Raw genomic sequence first — 20186 nt, forward strand, 5'->3', positions numbered from 1 at the left:
TGATGGGTAAAAACTATGTGGGAAGTTTCTTTTAAGAATGCGATTGCCGATGCAGTCAAGCGTCTGCTTTTACTGTTTGCCCTCGTGATAATAATTTGCGGATGCTCGTCGAAAAAGGAAAATCCTGCCGTCCCTCCCGCGCCGGTCACAGTGGCATCAGCAGTCGTAAAGACAATCCCTGTGGAGATCAATGCCATCGGGAATGTTGAACCTTATCAGACCATATCGGTGAGGGCTCAGATCACCGGACAGATCACGAAGATAAACTTCAAAGAAGGCCAGGATGTACGAAAGGGATATCTTCTCTTTGAACTGGACTGCCGTCCTTATCAAGAGGCATTGAAGCAGGCAGAAGCCAATCTTGCCAGGGATACGGCCCAGGCAAAAAACGCAGAGACCGATTTGCAGCGGTACACAGCCCTCCTGGAAGATCAATTTGTGACGAGACAACAATACGACCAGGTTCGCACAAACTGGGCCGCCCTGGAAGCTACTTTGAAGGCCGACAGGGCCGTTGTGGAAAACAGCCGCATACAGATTCAATACTGTTCCATCTATTCCCCCCTCAACGGCCGGACAGGATCGTTAAAGGTAAATCAGGGAAACATACTCAAGGCGAACGATGTGGAAGTGGTCGTTGTCAACCAGATCGAACCCATCTATGTTACTTTTGCCATTCCCGAAAAGGACCTGTCGGCGGTCAAAAAATACCAGGCCCAGGGAAAGCTTAAGGTGGAAGCCCTGATCAACGGCGATGCGCGCCCCGAAACAGGGGAACTGACCTTCATCGATAATGCCGTAAATAAGGTAACAGGTACTATCACCCTCAAAGGGACTTTTGCAAACCGGGAAAAGCGCCTTTGGCCGGGTCAGTTTGTCAGCGCAGTCCTGACGCTGACAACCATACCCGATGCGATACTGGTCCCTTCGCGCGCCGTTGACACGGGCCAATCGGGGCAGTACGTCTTTGTCGTCAAGCCCGATCTCACCACGGATGTGAGGCCGGTTACGATAGGTTCCTCCATAGGCGGGGAAACCGTCATCATGAAGGGTCTCCAGGCAGGAGAGCGGGTGGTCACGGACGGACAGTTGCGTCTCATACCGGGAGCAAAGGTGACGATTAAAGAAACGCCCTGACGCGCTATTGGGAAGGGGTTACATGAATATTTCGGAAATCTTCATACGCCGGCCGATTATGACGACACTCGTCATGGCGGCGATCCTCCTCTTCGGCGTTGTCGCGTATCGAGCACTTCCGGTCAGTGATCTGCCCAACGTAGATTTTCCGACAATCCTCGTATCAGCCAACCTTCCGGGTGCAAGTCCGGAGACAATGGCCTCCTCCATAGCGACACCGCTTGAAAAACAGTTCTCCACCATCGCCGGCCTCGACTCCATGACTTCAACAAACGGTCTCGGAATCAGCAGAATTACCTTGCAATTCAATCTAAGCAGGAACATCGACGCAGCAGCCCAGGACGTTCAGACCGCCATAGCCACAGCAACGAGACAGCTTCCCCAGAATATGCCGACTCCTCCCACCTTTCGGAAGGTGAACCCTGCGGATCAGCCGGTCCTTTATATTGCCATGAACACACCCACCCTGCCGCTTTCTGTGGTTGACGAGTATGCGGAGAATCTTCTTGCGCAGCGCATTTCCATGATCAGCGGCGTGGCCGAGGTTATGGTGTACGGATCCCAGAAGTATGCCGTGCGCGCCCGCCTTGATCCGAAAGCGCTGGCGGCAAGATCCATCGGCATCGACGAGGTTGTGAGTGCGATCGAGTCAGGGAATGTCAATCTCCCGACAGGCACCCTTTGGGGAACTCACCAGGCCTTCACCATTCAGGCAACGGGACAACTGAATAATGCGGCTGCCTTCCGGCCGCTCATTGTAGCCTATCGGGGCGGCTCGCCGGTGCGTCTCGGGGAACTGGGGCGTGTGGATGACAGCGTCCAGAATGACAAGGTTGCTGCGTGGTTCAATGAAAACCGGGCCATTGTACTGGCCGTCCTGCGCCAGCCCGGTACCAATACAATAGAGGTTGTGCAGTCCATCAAGAACATCCTGCCGCAATTTAGCCAGGAAATCCCGGCATCGGTGAAACTCGACATCCTTTACGACCGGTCCGTGCCCATCAAGGAATCTTTCAGAGACGTCCAGTTCACCCTTATCCTGGCCCTGGTTCTTGTCATTGCCGTGATCTTTGTCTTTCTCCGCAACCTTTCTGCAACTGTCATACCGAGCCTTGCCTTGCCTATGTCGATCATAGGAACCTTTGCGGCTATGTATCTTTGCGGTTACAGTCTGGATAACCTTTCATTGATGGCTCTCACACTGTGTGTTGGCTTTGTGGTGGACGACGCCATTGTTATGCTGGAGAACATTGTCCGTCACATGGAGCAGGGCGAGGGAGTCATTGAGGCGGCTTTAAATGGATCGAGGGAGATAAGCTTTACCATACTTTCCATGACCCTCTCTCTCGTAGCTGTTTTTATTCCTGTTCTCTTCATGGGGGGTATCGTCGGCAGGCTGCTTCACGAGTTTGCCGTTACGATTGCCGTTGCCGTTCTCATTTCCGGATTCGTATCACTCACCTTAACCCCCATGCTCTGCAGCCGTTTTCTCCGTCCGCCTGGGGAGGAGAAACATGGCCGTCTCTATCAGATATTCGAACGGTTTTTCGAGGGGATGCGCCGCCTCTATGAAATAAGTCTTACATGGGCCTTGCATTACAGGCTTACAACCCTCATTATCTCCTTCCTCTTTCTCGCGGGGGTTGTCGGACTCTATTTCATTACACCCAAGGGTTTTCTCCCCAGCGAGGATACGGGTCAGCTCTTCTGCTTTACGGAAGCGGCGGAAGGCATATCATTTGACTCGATGGTCGAGCACCAGAAAAAACTTGCCGCCATTGTACGTGAGGATCCGAATGTGAGTAATGTTATGTCAAGCGTAGGAGCTTCAGGGACCAGTCCATCATCCAACATAGGCCGCATAATGATCCGCCTGAAGCCGCGAAGTGAACGCCGCCTCAGTGCAGATGAGATAATCCAGGAACTCAGGCCAAAGCTCGCCACGGTTCCTGGTATCCGGGCCTATTTGCAAAACCTGCCGCCTATACGTATTGGTGGAGTCCTGACTAAAAGCCAGTACCAGTATACCATCCAGAGTGGGGATATCAATGAGCTTTACAAATACGCTCCGACTATGGAGGCGAAGCTGAGAGAGCTGCCTGGGTTTCTGGACGTGACAAGCGACCTCCAGATTAAGAATCCCCAGGTCTATGTCAAGATCGACAGGGACAAGGCGTCCGCCCTCGGCCTCAGTGCGGGCCAGGTTGAGGACGCCCTCTCGAGCGCATACTCGTCCCGCCAGATATCGACGATCTATGCACCGAACAACCAGTACTGGGTCATCATCGAACTTGAGCCGGAGTATCAGATGGATCCTGCTGCGCTTTCCCTCCTCTACGTCCGTTCCTCTACGGGAAACCTCGTTCCCCTGAACACCGTCGCGAGTCTCGAACGTACAGTAGGTCCCCTTACCGTTAATCACCTCGGGCAGCTTCCTGCCGTGACCATCTCTTTTAATCTGGCCCTCGGGAAATCACTGGGCGATGCAGTGGAGGGAGTGGAAAAGACGGCGCGGGCGGTTCTTCCGGACACGATAACCGGCAGCCTGCAGGGCACCGCCCAGGCCTTCAAGTCATCTATGGCGGGACTTGGTATCCTGATTCTTGTTGCTATTTTGGTTATTTACATCGTACTCGGCATTCTTTATGAGAGTTACATTCACCCTATTACAATACTTTCAGGACTCCCTTCTGCCGGACTCGGGGCGCTTCTCACTCTGCTGCTCTTTAAAATTGATCTAAACCTATATGCCCTTGTGGGAATCATCATGCTGATCGGGATTGTCAAGAAAAATGCGATCATGATGATTGACTTTGCACTGGAGGCAGAGAGAACGCAAGGGAAGAAACCTGAGGAAGCGATCTTCCAGGGAGCGCTTATTCGGTTCCGTCCTATAATGATGACGACCATGTCGGCTCTCATGGCAACATTACCCATTGCTCTTGGATTGGGTGCGGGCGCCGAATCGCGGCGTCCATTGGGAATGGCTGTCGTAGGGGGTCTCGTATTTTCACAGATAGTAACGCTCTATATCTCCCCTGTTATCTATATCTATCTCGATTCATTCCAGAAAGAGGTGCGCAGATACTTCAGCCGGTTTCGGGGCAAGGCAGCATGATTAACATCTTTATGATTGAACGCATCATTATCATTCATTATTGTCGAAGCAGAGTCATTGACGGATATATGTAAGGGATGGTTGAATGTTCTATTTTTGAGACCATGGTTCTTTCTATAATATTTGTTGACTGATGCATTAACGTGTCCTGAATGTCTCTTTCCGGGAGCTTGCACCGAGTTTGATGGTAACATTACATCTTTCTCTCCAGTCCATGAGAGGGCAACGAGCAAAAAGGGGTTTTTCATGATCAAGAAAGATGGGAAAGCAAAGTGTTATTATGCAAGTATACTTATGGTTATATTCTTTAGCTCAACCTTGTACCTTATTCCAGGGTGTACAAAAGAGCAAAAAGGCGCCGACTCATCTCCACAGACCGTACAAGTGGCGGATGTTATCCAGCGGGAGGTTCCCATTTATTCGGAATGGGTAGGAAGTACGGACGGGATGGTCAACGCCACGATCCGTGCCCAGGCCCAGGGTTACCTCACCAGGCAGAACTACAACGAAGGCGATTTCGTCAGAAAGGGACAGATCCTCTTCGAGATCGACCCGCGCACTTTCCAGGCCGCCCTCGATCAGGCAAAGGGACAAATGGCCCTGCATCAGGCACGGTGGTCTACCGCCAAAGCGAATCTCGCCAGGATCATACCGCTCGCCCAACAGAATGCCGTGAGCAAGAAAGACCTGGACGATGCTACGGGCCAGGAAGAAGCGGCTCACGCGGCAGTAATTTCCGCGCAGGCGACTGTCGATAAAGCCAATCTGGACATCGGCTTCACAAAAATTATTTCTCCTATTGACGGAATTGCCGGCATCGCTAAGGCACAGATCGGAAACCTTGTCGGTCCCGGGTTAATAGACGAGCTGACAACGGTCTCGACAGTGGATCCTATCAAGGTATATATCTCTGTAAGTGAACAGGAATATCTCAGAGGCACGGGGAAAGGGCAGAATGGTTTCAAAGATATCCGTCTGGAAATGATTCTCTCTGATGGCAGTGTTTACCCTTACCAGGGCAAATTTTTTCTTGCCGACCGCCAGGTGGATGTGAAGACAGGTACCATTAAGGTTGCCGCCATCTTTAAGAACCCCCGCAATATTCTTCGCCCCGGACAATTTGCCAGGGTTCGCTCCCTAAGCAAAATCAAGAACGCGCTGCTGGTACCCCAGCGGGCGGTCACGGAGCTTCAGGGCAGCTATCAGGTCGCAGTGGTGGGTCCGGACAACAAAGTGGATATACGGCCGGTAAAGGTGGCTGAGCGCATTGATAGTCTTTGGGTTATTGACGAAGGTCTTAAGCCTGGGGAGAGAGTCGTGGCAGAAGGTCTCCAGAAAGTCAGGCAGGGCACAATTGTAAATCCCGTCCCCTATGAAGCCGAATCCCGGTCCGGGAGTGGGCAAGCCTCGAAATCCACAGGAACACCCCCTGTAAAAACCGGGACAGAGAAGAGGTAGATCGATATGGCCAAGTTTTTCATCAACCGCCCCATAGTTGCCATGGTCATATCCATCATGTTCGTCATTGTGGGAGCAGTCGCGCTTGTACAATTGCCTGTTTCACAGTTTCCGGAAATTGTGCCGCCGGAGATTCAGATCAACACCATGTATGTCGGAGCTGATGCATTAACCGTTGAGCAGTCTGTGGCCACGCCCATCGAGCAGCAGATGAGCGGCGTGGATAATATGAACTACATGTTTTCTCTGAACTCCAACATCGGCATAATGAGGCTTATTGTCTCCTTTGATGTCGGCACCAATCCGAACACAGACCAGGTGCTCACGCAGATACGGCAGAACCAGGCAGATCCGATGCTTCCGCTCGATGTGCGCAATTACGGCGTCACGGTCCAGAAATCAAGGTTTGCACCGTTGATGCTCTTTTCTCTCTATTCACCCAACAGCACCCGTGACGCCACTTTCCTTTCAAATTACGCATATATCAATCTCAGCGACCAGTTGCTGCGCGTTCCCGGCATCGCCATGGTTTCGGTCTTCGGTGCGGGACAATATGCCATACGCATCTGGGTCAAGCCTGATACCCTGGCGAAGCTCGGCATCACGGTACCTCAAATCATTGAAGCCGTTCAGCAGCAGAATACCGTAAATCCGGCCGGGCAGATCGGCGCCGAGCCGGCCCCTCCGGGGCAGGAATTCACTTACGCAGTCCGCGCCCAGGGCCGCCTTATCTCCGAGGAGGAATTCAGCCGGATCGTCATCCGGGCCAACCCCGACGGCACGATTGTCCGCTTGAAAGATGTCGCCCGCATTGATTTGGGAACCCAGGTTTATAACATCAGGGGCCGTCTGAACGGCGCACCGGCCGCCAATATCGCCGTCTACCAGTTGCCCGGCACAAATGCAATTGCGACAGCCGAGGGTGCCAGGAGAGTGATGGAAGAAGCCAGGGAACGTTTTCCCGCCGATCTCGACTATGTACTCGGCCTCGACACCACAAGGGCAATCACCGAGGGAATACATGAGATCGTCAAGACTCTTTTAATTGCCATAATCCTTGTCGTTATCGTAGTCTTCATCTTTCTCCAGGGCTGGAGGCCAACCCTCATTCCAACTATTGCGGTTCCGGTTTCCCTCATCGGCACGTTTGCCTTCTTCCCCATTCTCGGGTTCTCAGTCAATACTCTATCCATTTTCGGCCTGGTTTTGGCCATAGGTCTGGTTGTCGATAATGCCATTATCGTGGTGGAGGCGGTGGAAAGGCACATGGATGAGGGAATGGCCCCAAAAGAGGCGGCGCTCAAAACCATGGAAGAAGTTTCGGGGCCGATGATCGCCATTGCCCTGGTCCTTTCGGCGGTTTTCATTCCCACGGTGTTCATTCCGGGAATTACCGGAAGACTTTACCAGCAGTTTGCCGCGACGATCGCCATTTCGGTGCTCATCTCGACATTCAATGCATTATCTCTGAGCCCGGCACTGTGCGCACTCCTGCTCAAGCCGAGGAAAGAAAATGCACACGGACCGCTCAATTTCTTTTTCAGAAAGTTCAACATCGCTTTCGGCCGGGCCACAAACGGCTATGTCTCTTTCTCCGCCACCCTGATTCGTAAGAGCGTCATCAGCCTTCTCTTCCTTGCGGGGATTACGATTATTACCGCAGGTATCGGCAAGGGAATTCCTTCAGGTTTCTTACCGGAAGAAGATCAGGGATACATGTTTATCAATCTATCCCTCCCCAACGCCGCCTCCCTGCAGCGGACCGATGCGACCTGTAGAAAAATTGAAGAAATCCTTGAACATACCCCCGGAGTGAAATACTACACGACAATAGTGGGGGTGAGTCTGTTGAGCATCGTCCAGAATACTTACAGCGGGTTCTTCTTTGTGAACCTGAAAGCGTGGAAAGATCGTCAAAAACCTGAGGAACAGTACGGGGCCATTATGGCCCATTTGAATCGTGAGCTGGCTAAATTGCCGCAGGGAGCTGCCTTTGCCTTTTCACCCCCGGCCATCCCCGGAATCGGAACCGCAGGCGGCGTCACCCTTGTCCTAGAAGACAGGGCCGGCAAGGATATTCCCTTCCTTACCGAGAACGTCAACAAGTTTCTCGATGCGGCGCGTCAGAGGCCTGAACTGGAGCGTGTGACAACAACCTTCCTTCCCGCAGTCCCTCAGGTCTTCATCAACGTGGATCGGGACAAAGTCCTTAAGCAGGGCATCGATCTTCGACAGGTGTACCAGACTCTACAGACTTTTATGGGAGGGTATTTTGTAAATTACTTCAATCGGTTTGGCCGCCAGTGGCAGGTCTATGTCCAGGCAGAGGGAGAGTACCGCAATAAAGCAGAGAAAGTCGGGCAATTCTATGTACAAAACAACAAAGGGGACCCCGTGCCGCTCTCGGCGGTTACCACGATCGAATCGCGTTTGGGTCCTGAATTTACGATGCGGTATAATCTGTATCGTTCGGCGCAAATCAACGCCATTGCCAAACCTGGTTACAGTTCCGCACAGGCTATGAAGGCCCTCGAAGAGGTCTTTGCCCTGACAATGCCGCGGGAGATGGGTCTAGATTACATGGGCATGAGCTTCCAGGAAAAGAAAGCCCAGGAGGGGATACCCATATCCGTTATTTTCGGATTCTCGCTGCTGTGTGTATTCCTCATCCTTGCAGCACTGTATGAGAGCTGGTCTTTGCCGGTCAGCGTCCTGCTCAGCACACCCGTTGCGGTATTTGGCGCTCTCGGAGCGATATGGCTCCGTGGCCAGGTGAACAACATCTATGCCCAGATAGCTCTGATCGTGCTCATAGGTCTCACCGCCAAGAATGCCATTCTGATTGTCGAATTCGCGAAAGCAAAATATGAGGAAGGAATGTCCATTACCGACGCCGCCCTTGAAGGAGCCCGTCTGCGACTCAGACCGATTCTCATGACATCCTTTGCGTTCCTCTTTGGCGTTTTGCCTCTTGCCGTATCAACGGGGGCAGGGGCAATCGCCAGGCAGATCATGGGCACCGCCGTCATGGGCGGCACGCTTGCCGCATCACTGATCGCCGTGTTTCTCATACCGGTGACATTCTATGTGGTGATGACCCTCTCCCGGAGACGCAAAAGAGCTACACGGCCGGAAAGTGAGGAAGGCCCTGATGCGTAACATTCTCATTTATTCTCTGTTCACGTTTATCATTTTCGGCTGCATGATGGGGCCAAACTACAGGCAACCGGTTGTCGAGACGCCCCAGTCCTGGCGCTTTGAAGAAAAAGAAGTGAGGGAAATCGGCAATACCGCATGGTGGGAGCAGTTCAACGACCCTGTCCTGAATGAACTCATTCAGATGGCGCTCAAAGAGAACAAGGATATCAAGATTGCCGCAGCAAGAATTGAAGAATTTATGGGTCGATATGGTACGATCAGCGCCACTCTTTTTCCGCAGGTGAATGCAACGGCAAATGCAGGCAGAAGCAGAATCACGGAGTATGGTACTACCCCCCTTCCGTCCACAAACGTAAATCCCGCGAACATCTTTGCGGTCTCCCTTAACGGAAGTTGGGAAATAGACCTGTGGGGCAAACTGAGAAGGGCGACAGAGGCGGCCCGCGCCGATATCTTGAGCCAGGAGGAAGGGCGAAGGGCTGTCATCATCACCCTTGTTACCTCTGTGGCAAACGCCTATGTTAATCTTCGCGACCTCGACACGCAACTCGAGATTGCAAATAGAACTGCTCAAAGCCGCAAGGAAACGTACGATCTTTTCCAATTACGTTTCCGCGGCGGCGTAATTTCGGAGCTAGAGCTGAGCCAGGTCAAGTCGGAGTATGAGCAGACACTTTCCACTATTCCGTTTCTTGAAAAGGTCATTAGCCAACAAGAAAATGCACTGAGTGTGCTTATTGGACGCAATCCGGCTCCCATTCCCCGGGGCAAAAAGATTGATGACCTTGTCCTTCCCGCCGTGCCTGCAGGCCTGCCGTCAGGGCTCCTCGTCAAACGCCCGGACATTCGCCAGGCGGAGCAGAATCTCATCGCCGCAAATGCGAGGATTGGTATCGCGAGGTCTCTCTATTTCCCGTCGATTTCTCTAACCGGCGCTTTCGGCTTCTCGAGCATAGACCTGTCACTACTCTTCACTGGTGCAGCAAGAACCTGGAGTTGGGGCGTCCCCGTTTATGCCCCGATCTTCACAAGCGGCGCCATTCAAGGGCAGGTGAAATCAGCCGAGGCAGTTCAGCAGCAGGCTCTCCTTCGGTATCAGCAATCCATTCAGATGGCTTTTCGTGAAGTCGAAGATGCCCTTATCGACCAGAAGAGGTCAAGAGAACAACTGGAGATTCAAACCCGTCAAGTCGAATCTCTGCGCAACTACGTGCGCATTGCACGCCTGCGATTTGATAATGGATATACAAGCTATATCGAAGTGCTTGATGCGGAACGCAGCCTTTTTAACGCAGAGCTTTCCCATGCTCAAACAAAGGGAGTTGTCTTCCAGGCGCTGGTGAACCTTTACAAGGCCATGGGCGGTGGCTGGGTTGTGAAGGCAGAGGGCCTGACAACGGAGTAGTCTGATTGCAGGGATGATACTATGTATTTTATTACCTTTTCCAGGAAGATGGGCACAAACGGAACAGAAATTGCCAAGCTCGTGGCGAAAGAACTGCAGTATGACTTCTATGATACAGAAGACATCGAAAAAAAAGCCAAAGAGATGGGAATTCTTGATGACATCAGAGAGGTAAACGACAAGGCTCCACCTCCGTTGAAGAGGTTTTTTTCATACCGGCCCGAAATTTGCCTGGATCGCCTGTATGTCGTCATTTATGAACTCGCACGCCTGGGGAGCGCAGTAATTCTCGGACGGGGAGGCAATATGCTTTTTCGGTCTCTCCCGTATGCGCTTCATGTCCGGGTAATCGCATCGCAGGAAAAGCGTGTCCGCAATCTTGTGGAGAGGGGTTATAAGAGGGAGGCCGCCGTTATGGTCATGGAGAAGAGTGATCACGAGAGAGAAAGTTTTATCAGGTTTGCCTTCCATCGGGATTGGGACAATCCTGAGTTGTATGATATTGTCCTCAATATGGACAAACTTACCGTCAATACCGCGGCTGATATGATCGTGTGCGCAGCACGCGCAGATGAAGCCCGAGGAAGCACCGGTGATGTGATGAACTCCCTGGATATGATGGAACTCGCAGTAAGAGTGGGGACAGCCCTTGCAGAAGCCGGTTTTCCATCAAGTTACGTTTCCGCGTTCGTTAATGCGCCGGGAAAAGTCCGTTTAACAGGGGTTGTGCAAGTTCCCTGGGAAAAATCGGCCGCGGAGCGGACTGCGATAAAAGTCAAAGGCGTTGAATCCGTGGAAAACAAAATTGAGATAGCCAGTAGGTAGAATTCTATCATTCAATTCACATGATAAGCCTCACTTCAAATCCAAGTCTGAATTCAATAAGAAAAACCTCCTTAATTTATGAAATATTATTCTTGACATAGGCGCATATAAGGCGTATAGTATACGTAAATGAGGGGGTAATGTTATGCCGAAAAGTAAGATCAATATCACCATGGATCAAGATCTTGTTGAATACGTCAAGAGTTATGCCGAAGAACAGAGGACCAGCGTTTCCGATGTATTCACGCAATTTATTCTCAATCTGAAGCGTGCAAAGACCGACGATCAAACTGAAATAATACTTGCAGATCCCGATTTCAGGGATAGCCTCATGGAAACAATTTCGAGGATCAGATCCGGAAAAGTAAAATGGCACAAATATACAGAGGTCTTCTGATGGAGACTTTTTTTAGTGATGCCTTTGTTAGCTCTCTTAAGAAGTATGCGTCCATCAAGAAGGCGATCCAGAAAAAGGTTGACATGATCATTGAAAACCCCGTTGCCGTGGGTGAGCCATTAAAAGGCCCCTTTAGGGGGTTCTATAGCTGTCCTGTGAAAAAGAGATTTCTTATAATTTACCTTTACTGCAAGATCTGCAGAAAAAAGGGGGACGATGAGATAGTTCTATGCGGCGGCTGCAAAGATACCTCTGACGACACAATTAAATTCATCGCGCTGGGTCCCCATGACGAAGCTTATAGAAGGTGAAGAAACAAAAATTTCCACTCCTGATCGCTTTTGAAGAATTAATCTTTGCGAGCTATGTTTATTGCTAAAAGCGATAAGCAACATCAAAGATGGGAAAAACAACTTCAAATACAAAGCGAGAGGTAACTGATCGGGTCAGCTTATTGAATCCGGTTTGAAAGCGCGTATATGCAAGAAAGCCTATTTTTCTTCCCTGGAACGTACAGGCTCCTTCCTGTAGTCAGTAAATTATCAACCTCAATGGAAATACATGACTTCAAAAGGCAATTAATAGTGAGCTCTCTATACGCGTTATATGGAGGATGTAAATGTTGGCGGCAGAATGTGAAAGGCTGAGGCCAATGGATACATGTTTGAAATATTGCGGCACCGCCGGGAAATAAGGCAGCAAACGGAAAAACGCACATCAACCTGCAGCAACGGGAGAAACCATTGACTCGACTCAAAAGGATGTTGCTATGTCAAAACTAGATGTCTGGTATGCTGTTAGGCTCTCTGAGGGCAAGCAAGGGGAGACTTATTTGATTCGGATTCAGGTGACCTCGTACGAGTCAAGGCAATCATTTCTGCCAAGACAAATGTGAAAAACGCCAAGGACAATAATGGTCTTACAGCGCTTATGATGGCGGTGGGCCACCCAGAGGTAGTGCGGGCTCTGATTGCGGCCAAGGCTGATGTGAACGCTGAGGCTGATGATGACACTACAGCACTTAAGTTGGCGTCAATCAAAAAACACAAAGAAGTGGTACGACTTCTCAAACTGGCAGGGGCCAAGAAATGAGAGAGGGGAGTTAGAAAGACCTTATTACTCTTCCTGTCAAGACACATGATCCATGATAAATTTTAACATTTGTGTTGCAGTCCTCTATAAGTAGGCGGAAAGGATGATGGTAACCTTCGTTGTGGCGTTGCGAATCATATAGCGCATATTTGTTTCTATTAATTCACAACCAACCATGGAAGATCCCATACTCGATAAGTAGGGTAAGACAGCGATTCTGCCGGATGGCGCTCTTAAAAATTTTCACGGAACTTTTTATTGAAAACTTCCTGTAAGCAGTAAACAGCAGGAGTCAGGGAAAGCTGCTGCTTTCAGATGGCAATGAGCACCTCTATCGTGACCCAGAGTACTCCTGGGATGAATATATCCAATCATAACGCTTTGAGAATGCAAAGAATCAGCGAAGCTGATTTGGGGCGTGCAGGATAGGTATGCCTGAATGATGCTAAAAATGGCCTTCATGGCGGGTCAATCAACAAAAAGACGAGCGATTTATCAAAAAGACAGCCAACGCGATACATCCCTCACACAATGATCGGCAACACACTTCATATTTTGCGGCCAAAATTTCCTTGACGCACAAAATCTTACTTCATATACTCCCACCGTGAAAAAGGAAGTTCTTATCAATTATCAATTGCACACTGCCGGAGGTTGACAGACCATGCCCACGTTATTCCGTTTCAGGCACCTGCGGGAAAGTACCACCAAGGTACAGGGCCAGATGGTGGAGGGCATCGCGCCCAAGGCCACGAGAGCGACCGACGTCGCCAAGTACCAGGAGGCGCTCGCCGCCCAGAAGACCAAGAAGGAGACGACGGCCCGCGACGTCGTCAACTACCTGCTCTACGTGGGCCTCGACTACAAGGGGCAGATCCAGATGGCCTCGGAGGCCCACGGCCTCGGCGGCGGCGCGGAGGTGTCGGTCAACCCCTTCGGGCTCTTGGGGCTCAACACCGAGATCGGCGTGGCCACCTCAATCAAGGGCGCGAAGCAGCGCACCGTCGTCGTCTCGCGCGGCCCCTCGGAGGTGATGCTGGCCGGCAAGGTGGAGCGGGTCCCCAACCCGATCGTGGTCAACTCGATCATCGGCAAGTATTGGGAGAGCAAGTCCCAACTCTCGCTCGACGTTAGCGTCGGGGCCGAGGCCTCCGCTGGCGTCAGTCCCACTTCCAGCGGCACGGCGCCGACGTCCAAGTCCGAGCACGGCTACAAGAGCGGGACCGGAACGAAGGACCCCGAGCCCCCGGCGTATGGCTACGAGGCCGTGGGCGTCACCGCCTCCTTCAAGACCGGCTTCAAGGCCGAGGCCGGCTACACCTACGATCACTTCTACGGCGAGGACGTCTTCCCGTTGAGCTTCGCGGACCAGGAGGCGGCCAAGAAGAAGCTGGAGGTGATCCTGCGCGAGGGCTCCACCAAGACGACGCTCAAGCTCGACGCGTGCGAATTCATCAACGCGAACGTGGTCTACTTCGGCAATAAGCGGATCGACCTGCACGGCAGCATCCTATGGCACACGACCACCGCCGGGCACAAGGAGATCATCGCCCGGCTGAACGCCGTCAGCCCCACGGCCCCCCAGTCGGTAAAGACCGAGGCGAGGGAGTTCATCCACAAGCTCGATCTCTACGATCACGCGGGCGACAAGAGCTGTTTCCTCCGCCTCTCGTCGCACAAGCCCGAGGGGAAGGCGGGGCTGTACGCGGCGGGCGAGGCCAAGGGCAGCGCCAGCCTCGCCTCCGTCGGGGTCAACGCCGACGCCTTCCTCGGGGTCTCAGGCGAGTACAAGAAGGCCTTCGCCCGGTTCCAGACGATGGTAACGACCGCATCGCAGAGCGTGGTCCACCAGGGCGTCAACCTGGGAACTGTCGGTGTGACGCCGGTCTACACCACCTACGACGCGGTCGTCACTTACAGCAGCTTCGCCCTGGGGCTTGCGCTCGGGTTCGACGCCAACTTCAACGTCCTCAGCTACGGCAAGTCCCTCTCCAAGGACACCAGGCTGGGCGAGGCTACGGACAAGCTCAGGGACAAGACATCCTGGAAGCCCGACCGGCTCAACCAGATCCGCTACGTGTGCGCCATCGCTACCTGGGCCCGGCCTTTGGCAGGTTTCGCCAGAGGGCTACGCCCGGGCCAGGAGCGGGACGGCGGCGTCAAGGCTGTGAGCGGCACCGGGTTTGCGGTGGGGCAGTCCTTCTGCGTGGGCAACCTGGTCAAGTTTTACGAGGGCTACTACGACGTCCCCACGTCCCGGTGGAAGGCCGGCGCGCTCGCCGCCCCCTACACCAAGCTCATCGCCTTGGCGCTCGGCATCAAGGAAGGTGAGCGCCAAAAGGTGCTCGACTTCCTCGAGGACCCGTACGTCGCCTCCACAATCGCGGGGTTCTTGCCCCTGGACGTGGGCGTCTTCATCGAGGCCACCTACCGCGTCGGCCAGCTGCCGGACCTCAAGGTCAAGATCGGCGTCGACAAGGAGACCACGCGAGAGCAGATCCAACTCCACAAGGAGTTCGGCAGGGGCTTCCAAGGGAGCCCCCACGTCCTGGAGTCCATCCGGCTGCGTTATCGCAAGCGCGACGTGTTCGAGAAGGACGGCACCCTCTTCACCGTGGGCTTCAAGGTCGCCGGCACTGGCGCCAAGATCAAGCTCGACAGGGTCGACCGCGCCGGCGCCGACGGGATCGTCGACGTGGCCACGGTATTCGTGGACCAGCCCCTCAAGACGCTCGCCGCGAGCGGCGGCAACCAGTCCCGGGCCTACGAGCGGGCCGTACCGCCCGCCGCGCTCTTCTGTCAGTAGCGGCAGCGCCGAACAGCCTTGGACATGGCTGCTATATACGCCATTGGAGTATAGTCTGCCAATATCTGTTTGCCGCCTTCTTCATCCCCCCATCAAGGGGACTTTTTTGTTTGTTTGAAAAAAATCTTCTTCCTGCGGAAAAGCAACGGCTTTGCATCTAGCGTAATATTCTTTCAGCTGTTCGTCATCAACCCTGTTCTGTTGGATTTGCTTTTTGGTAAATAGAGCGATCGTTCTACATTATTGCGGCATGATATTCTCGAAGGAGAAAGATCGTGTCACTTCACGCCGCTGTCTATCGCCCCAGGAATCCCAAGTTATCCGATTATTAATGCTATGTGGAAGACTATTCTGAGACCTTCGTCAGGATCTATGATGAGCATTCTTCACATTAGTACGGTTTCTGGCAGCCCTATGTCGAGCAGGTAATCTATCGCTATCTCGACTGCGGTGATCTGCACAACGGCTTTGCCCACTCTAAACAATGCGGGTTACACACGGCAAGCTTCACCTCAATCCGAAATCGAAAACCACGGACTTGTAGGTGTACAACGCACCGGCTTTATTCATATTTTATCAAGATCAGCATTACTGATAGCAAATACAAAGCGTTGAATAAAAAATTATCTCATTTTGCTGAATTGCGATTGAAACATGCATATTTTGGAAATTGATTTTTACGAAGATTATGGGTATTGTTGCCTTCCTGTTATCCACAAGTTAGAGGCAAAGAAAATTATTCAAGGTTTCTCTTGGTAATAAACATGCTTCCTGCTCCAAAAGAATGCCGCCTTATTATAACCCTCTTTCAATCACCAGAATCCCACACCACATTTTGTGGTCATTATTTCATGGTCATTATTACGTTGACATATAAGGCCGTTTTTCTTATACTCCCTCCACGAAAAAGGAAGTTCTTATCAAATTAAATTTTCAGTCAGTAAGATTTACTTGACATACGAGGATGCTTTGCATAGCCTTAGAGAACATAGAGGAAGTTCTTGCCAGATTTAATCATTCACAGTTGATGTAGCGGAAAAATGGAAGAATAGGTGATTGAAATTATTTTCAGATGGGATCTGATAATACTATTGCTATCCTTAACGACTTCTATGCGGTAAGTCTGAAGAGTCCATTATGCCGAAACAAATCATTTTTCAAAAAGTGTTCACCGAAGAACGTCAGGGACATGAGACGAGAAAGGATCTGTTCTCAAGTCTTGAAAAAGAATTGAAACGACCGGTTATCACTTTCTTTACCAGTTTTACCATGCCGGTTATGATTGATGATTCAGACGCAGATATCCTGGAAGGCATACTAAGAAAAACCGATTTATCAAAAGGTTTTGCCTTATTTATAAGTTCACCTGGTGGGGACGGTTTATCATCAGAAAGAATAATTAATCTTTGCAGGAGTTATAGTGGAACCGGTGAATATTGGGCGATAGTTCCAGGTAAAGCAAAATCAGCCGCCACGATGATTTGTTTTGGGGCGAGTAAAATTTTCATGGGATCAAGTTCCGAATTAGGACCTATTGATCCTCAAATGAGTATTAGCGAAAACGGTGTACTAAAGAGATTTTCTGTGTTCAATGTCGTTGAAAGCTATGAAGATCTATTTGAAAAAGCTGTAAAAGAAAAAGGAAATCTGCAACCTTATCTGCAGCAGTTGGATAAATATGATGCACGAGAAATTAAGGAATTCAAAGCGGCAATGGCATTGTCGGAAGATATTGCCATCAGATCTCTTTCTTCCGGAATGCTGAAAGGTATAAAAGATGTTGAGATCAAGAAGAAAATAGAAATATTCCTTACGCCAAAACGGACAAAGACACATGGTAGACCAATTTATAGGGATGAGGCTGCTAGCTGTTGCGGTTTATCGATAGAGCCAGTAGACCCCCAAAGTAAGTTTTGGGAAGCTGCTTATGAGTTATATATAAGGTCGAATAATTATGTATCAAGGGTTGCATCGAAATGTATTGAGAGCGAAAACAATACGTTTTCTGCTGCCATTCCGAGGAAAGGATAATAAAATGGAAAACAATGACATGGTGAAGAAAAGAAAAAAGCATAAGGGGGATGCTCGTTTGAATAGAGCCGAAAAAGATTACAAGAAAATGAAGGAAGAGATAGCGCCGTTCCTTAAAAAACGTATCTATGAAGTATATACAACAGCAGGACAGTGGCGGGAGTCAAGCTGCTTAAACTTTCAAAACGATTAATAAAATTACGAAAAATTCCTGCCATTCCGATATTTCAACTAATTCATATTATGACCATAGCCGCCTCCGGGCGGCTATTTTTATCTTTCCTGCATAATCTACCACCCTAGAGTGGCTGGCCAACCGGTGTTCCCACATCCCCAACAGGTGTGGGAAGATGGTGAGGTGATACGGATTCCTAAACAATGTGGGACGCTGTAGTCCAAATGGTAATCTTCTCTTCAATTCTAAACCGAAAACAATTGACTCGTAGGTGTACAACGCACCGGCTTTATTCATATTTGATCAAGATCAGCCTTACTGATAACAAATACAAAGCGAGAGGTAACTGATCGGGTCAGCTTATTGAATCCGGTTTGAAAGCTACAAATGTTTGACAGCGTATTTTACCTTCGTGCAGAATCCATCTGTTGCCTCCTGAAGAGTTTTTCGTCTGATTTCTCGTTTTGGTGATTAGAACGTGTGAGCCTATAACCATGCGAGAGGGTACCATGGACTGATAATTGAAACCCCGTGTCTCAGAAGAGTGCGGGGTTTTGAACGTATTTATGCAAATGATTTTTCAGAATACGCATTATAGGAAACATTAGCAAAGAATTGAAAGGAGAAATCATGTATAGCATTATGCAGTTCATTGCGTATGAGATCGACACGACTCCTGATACCGTTACCGGTAAATATCTCGGCGATACGAGTGCATCGAAGGATATTGACAAGCGGTGTACGATCATGAAAAATGCAATATCTATTGCATACAAGAACAGCAAGGTAAGCAAATCCGAAACCGTACTCAAGCTATTCATGGCCCCTGAGTTTTTCTTCAGAAATACCGACGGTGCTTATCCTATCGAAAAAATATCCGAAATCATGACGAATATGAGAAAAGAGACATCCAAGCAGAATTATTCGCATTGGCTGTTCGTCCTTGGGACGGCCATAGGATATCTAAAGCATGAAAACTCCTCGCAGACTGAGATTTTCAATATCGCTATGGTCCAGAAAGGAGGTCCGACTCTCAAAGGAGGAGGCGGCCTCCGGGAGGTCATCATTTATAAGGAATACATTTCGGCCATCGATTTTCTGGGTGATTACTTCGGCGCGAACGAGTGGTGGGATAAATCTGGCGACAAGCGAAAAATCACGATCCACGGGCAGAAAGGGAGGACGGTACAGCCGACGGAGGGGTCTCGGGATATTCTCAGCGCCAGGAAAAATAAGCCGGGGGACGTAACGTGGAGACTCAACAAGGCAAACGAATGGAAGAAGAGTAAGGTTTCCGAGGTCAACAAAAGCGGGATCGGCGGAGGCTCGATTTTCGAAATCGACGACATAACCTTCGGTCTTGAAATCTGCCTGGATCACATGACGCAAAGGCTTGCCAACTATTCACCACAGCCGGGGGAGAATCTGATTCAGGTTCAACTAATCCCTTCGGCCGGGATGCATATTTGCTACGGGCAGCCGGATGGTGGAGGAGGCAATATTCCAAACAGTCTTGCTGGCGTCACCAACAGTCTCATATTCAATGTGGACGGTGTGCGTTCCGGTTCGGAGGCCAAGATTCGAACAGCGGGCGCTCTTACGGATATCAGCGTGACCGGGGATTCGGCTATTTCCTTATCCGGCATACCATATATCACGGTTACGCATAAGAAATACTTCAAAAATTACGGCTGCATTCGCGTGTATCAAGGCAAGCAGATTCCGCCCGCCAAGATTAAAACGTGATCATCTGTCACCGTCATGGTTTAATTACCGGTTACAAGTGGCAAGCCTCACCCCCATTTTCACCTGAGGAGTGTTGACTTGTAGGGTATGCCGTGTAAAACGTATGACCTGTCGGTTAAAGTCCGACCGTGGGAATTCGGTAGTGTCGCCCACGTAGCTTGAGGGAGGTGTAAAGGGTAACCTGAAGCATTAAGTTTCCTGACAAAGGCTCCTTAAGGGAGTCGAGCAAACCTGCGGGCCGCAGCGCGAGCGAACCCAGATGTAGCCTCGAAACACACGATGGAGTTGTCGACCCTTTCCTACAGTGGGGAAGACCGGAGCATCTATCCTAACGATAACTACCAGAACCGATAGATGGGCTTCCGGGGTAACAGGGGTGACACGCAGGGGCAGCCATACGACAATGAACACGGGAGACCCTTGTCGATGTTGCGAGAGCGGCAACTGGTGGATATAAGGAAACGAAATTTCACTGGGTCGGCAAGGGAGTCGGAGTTGCCCATAGTACCGCTTGCATCCCAAAGACAACATAACTTTGGGAGAGGAAAGGGGCAATACCTTCATCATGCTTCTGAAGGAGCGAAGGAAAGGAGATTGCGGTAACGCTATAAACTCCAAATATTCCGAGAACTCAGGTGGAAGCTATGCCAGAAGGCCAAGCGAAAGCGAATGCCTTTGGAAGAAGATGATTGGAAAGCCGTATTCGGGAAAACCGAACGTACGGTTTGATGAGGGGGAGCTGGAAATAGAACCATTCGGCTACTACGCCAGCTCTCTACTCTACTGGCGTCAGGGAGCAGCCGCTCCCATATTTGAAGTGATTGATTTTGCACACTA

14 protein-coding genes are annotated in these 20186 nt (G+C 50.7%); all 14 read left to right on the forward strand.

The genetic code is table 11. The annotated features are described in order from the left end of the window. Positions 1 to 15 precede the first annotated feature (15 nt). Positions 16 to 1137 carry an efflux RND transporter periplasmic adaptor subunit gene (locus NTW12_06780; protein MCX5846048.1) on the forward strand — a complete coding sequence of 374 codons (1122 nt, stop codon included), beginning with the start codon at positions 16 to 18 and terminating at the stop codon, positions 1135 to 1137. A gap of 22 nt (positions 1138 to 1159) precedes the next feature. Further along, positions 1160 to 4255 carry an efflux RND transporter permease subunit gene (locus NTW12_06785; protein ID MCX5846049.1) on the forward strand — a complete coding sequence of 1032 codons (3096 nt, stop codon included), beginning with the start codon at positions 1160 to 1162 and terminating at the stop codon, positions 4253 to 4255. Between the two features lie 246 nt (positions 4256 to 4501). Further along, positions 4502 to 5713 (forward strand): efflux RND transporter periplasmic adaptor subunit, encoded by a 1212-nt coding sequence (locus NTW12_06790; GenBank protein MCX5846050.1) that lies wholly within the window; start codon positions 4502 to 4504, stop codon positions 5711 to 5713. 6 nt (positions 5714 to 5719) lie between these two features. Beyond that, a complete protein-coding gene (locus NTW12_06795) occupies positions 5720 to 8872 on the forward strand; it encodes an efflux RND transporter permease subunit (GenBank protein MCX5846051.1) in 3153 nt (1050 codons plus the stop codon). Next, on the forward strand, positions 8865 to 10277 hold the full coding sequence (locus NTW12_06800; protein ID MCX5846052.1) for an efflux transporter outer membrane subunit: 1413 nt from the start codon (positions 8865 to 8867) through the stop codon (positions 10275 to 10277). Before NTW12_06795 ends, NTW12_06800 begins: the two co-directional genes overlap by 8 nt. 21 nt (positions 10278 to 10298) lie before the next feature. Next, the gene (locus tag NTW12_06805) at positions 10299 to 11102 is read left to right on the forward strand and encodes a cytidylate kinase family protein (protein MCX5846053.1); all 804 of its coding nucleotides are present in this window, start codon (positions 10299 to 10301) and stop codon (positions 11100 to 11102) included. 145 nt (positions 11103 to 11247) lie between these two features. After that, positions 11248 to 11499: a DUF6364 family protein gene (locus tag NTW12_06810; GenBank protein ID MCX5846054.1), complete on the forward strand. Its 252-nt coding sequence runs from the start codon at positions 11248 to 11250 to the stop codon at positions 11497 to 11499. After that, positions 11472 to 11810 carry a hypothetical protein gene (locus NTW12_06815; GenBank protein ID MCX5846055.1) on the forward strand — a complete coding sequence of 113 codons (339 nt, stop codon included), beginning with the start codon at positions 11472 to 11474 and terminating at the stop codon, positions 11808 to 11810. The genes NTW12_06810 and NTW12_06815 overlap by 28 nt, the downstream gene beginning before the upstream one ends. Positions 11811 to 12372: 562 nt before the next feature. Beyond that, the gene (locus tag NTW12_06820) at positions 12373 to 12591 is read left to right on the forward strand and encodes an ankyrin repeat domain-containing protein (GenBank protein MCX5846056.1); all 219 of its coding nucleotides are present in this window, start codon (positions 12373 to 12375) and stop codon (positions 12589 to 12591) included. Positions 12592 to 13255: 664 nt separating this feature from the next. After that, positions 13256 to 15397: a hypothetical protein gene (locus tag NTW12_06825; protein ID MCX5846057.1), complete on the forward strand. Its 2142-nt coding sequence runs from the start codon at positions 13256 to 13258 to the stop codon at positions 15395 to 15397. Between the two features lie 1137 nt (positions 15398 to 16534). Continuing rightward, positions 16535 to 17428 carry a hypothetical protein gene (locus NTW12_06830; GenBank protein MCX5846058.1) on the forward strand — a complete coding sequence of 298 codons (894 nt, stop codon included), beginning with the start codon at positions 16535 to 16537 and terminating at the stop codon, positions 17426 to 17428. A 4-nt stretch (positions 17429 to 17432) separates the two neighbouring features. Next, positions 17433 to 17621 carry a hypothetical protein gene (locus NTW12_06835; protein MCX5846059.1) on the forward strand — a complete coding sequence of 63 codons (189 nt, stop codon included), beginning with the start codon at positions 17433 to 17435 and terminating at the stop codon, positions 17619 to 17621. Between the two features lie 612 nt (positions 17622 to 18233). After that, positions 18234 to 19349: a hypothetical protein gene (locus NTW12_06840; GenBank protein MCX5846060.1), complete on the forward strand. Its 1116-nt coding sequence runs from the start codon at positions 18234 to 18236 to the stop codon at positions 19347 to 19349. 565 nt (positions 19350 to 19914) lie between these two features. Further along, a partial coding sequence (locus NTW12_06845) for a hypothetical protein (protein MCX5846061.1) occupies positions 19915 to 20186 on the forward strand: 272 nt, incomplete at its 3' end.

This window comes from Deltaproteobacteria bacterium (assembly GCA_026388545.1).
Lineage (GTDB): Bacteria > Desulfobacterota > Syntrophia > Syntrophales > UBA2185 > JAPLJS01.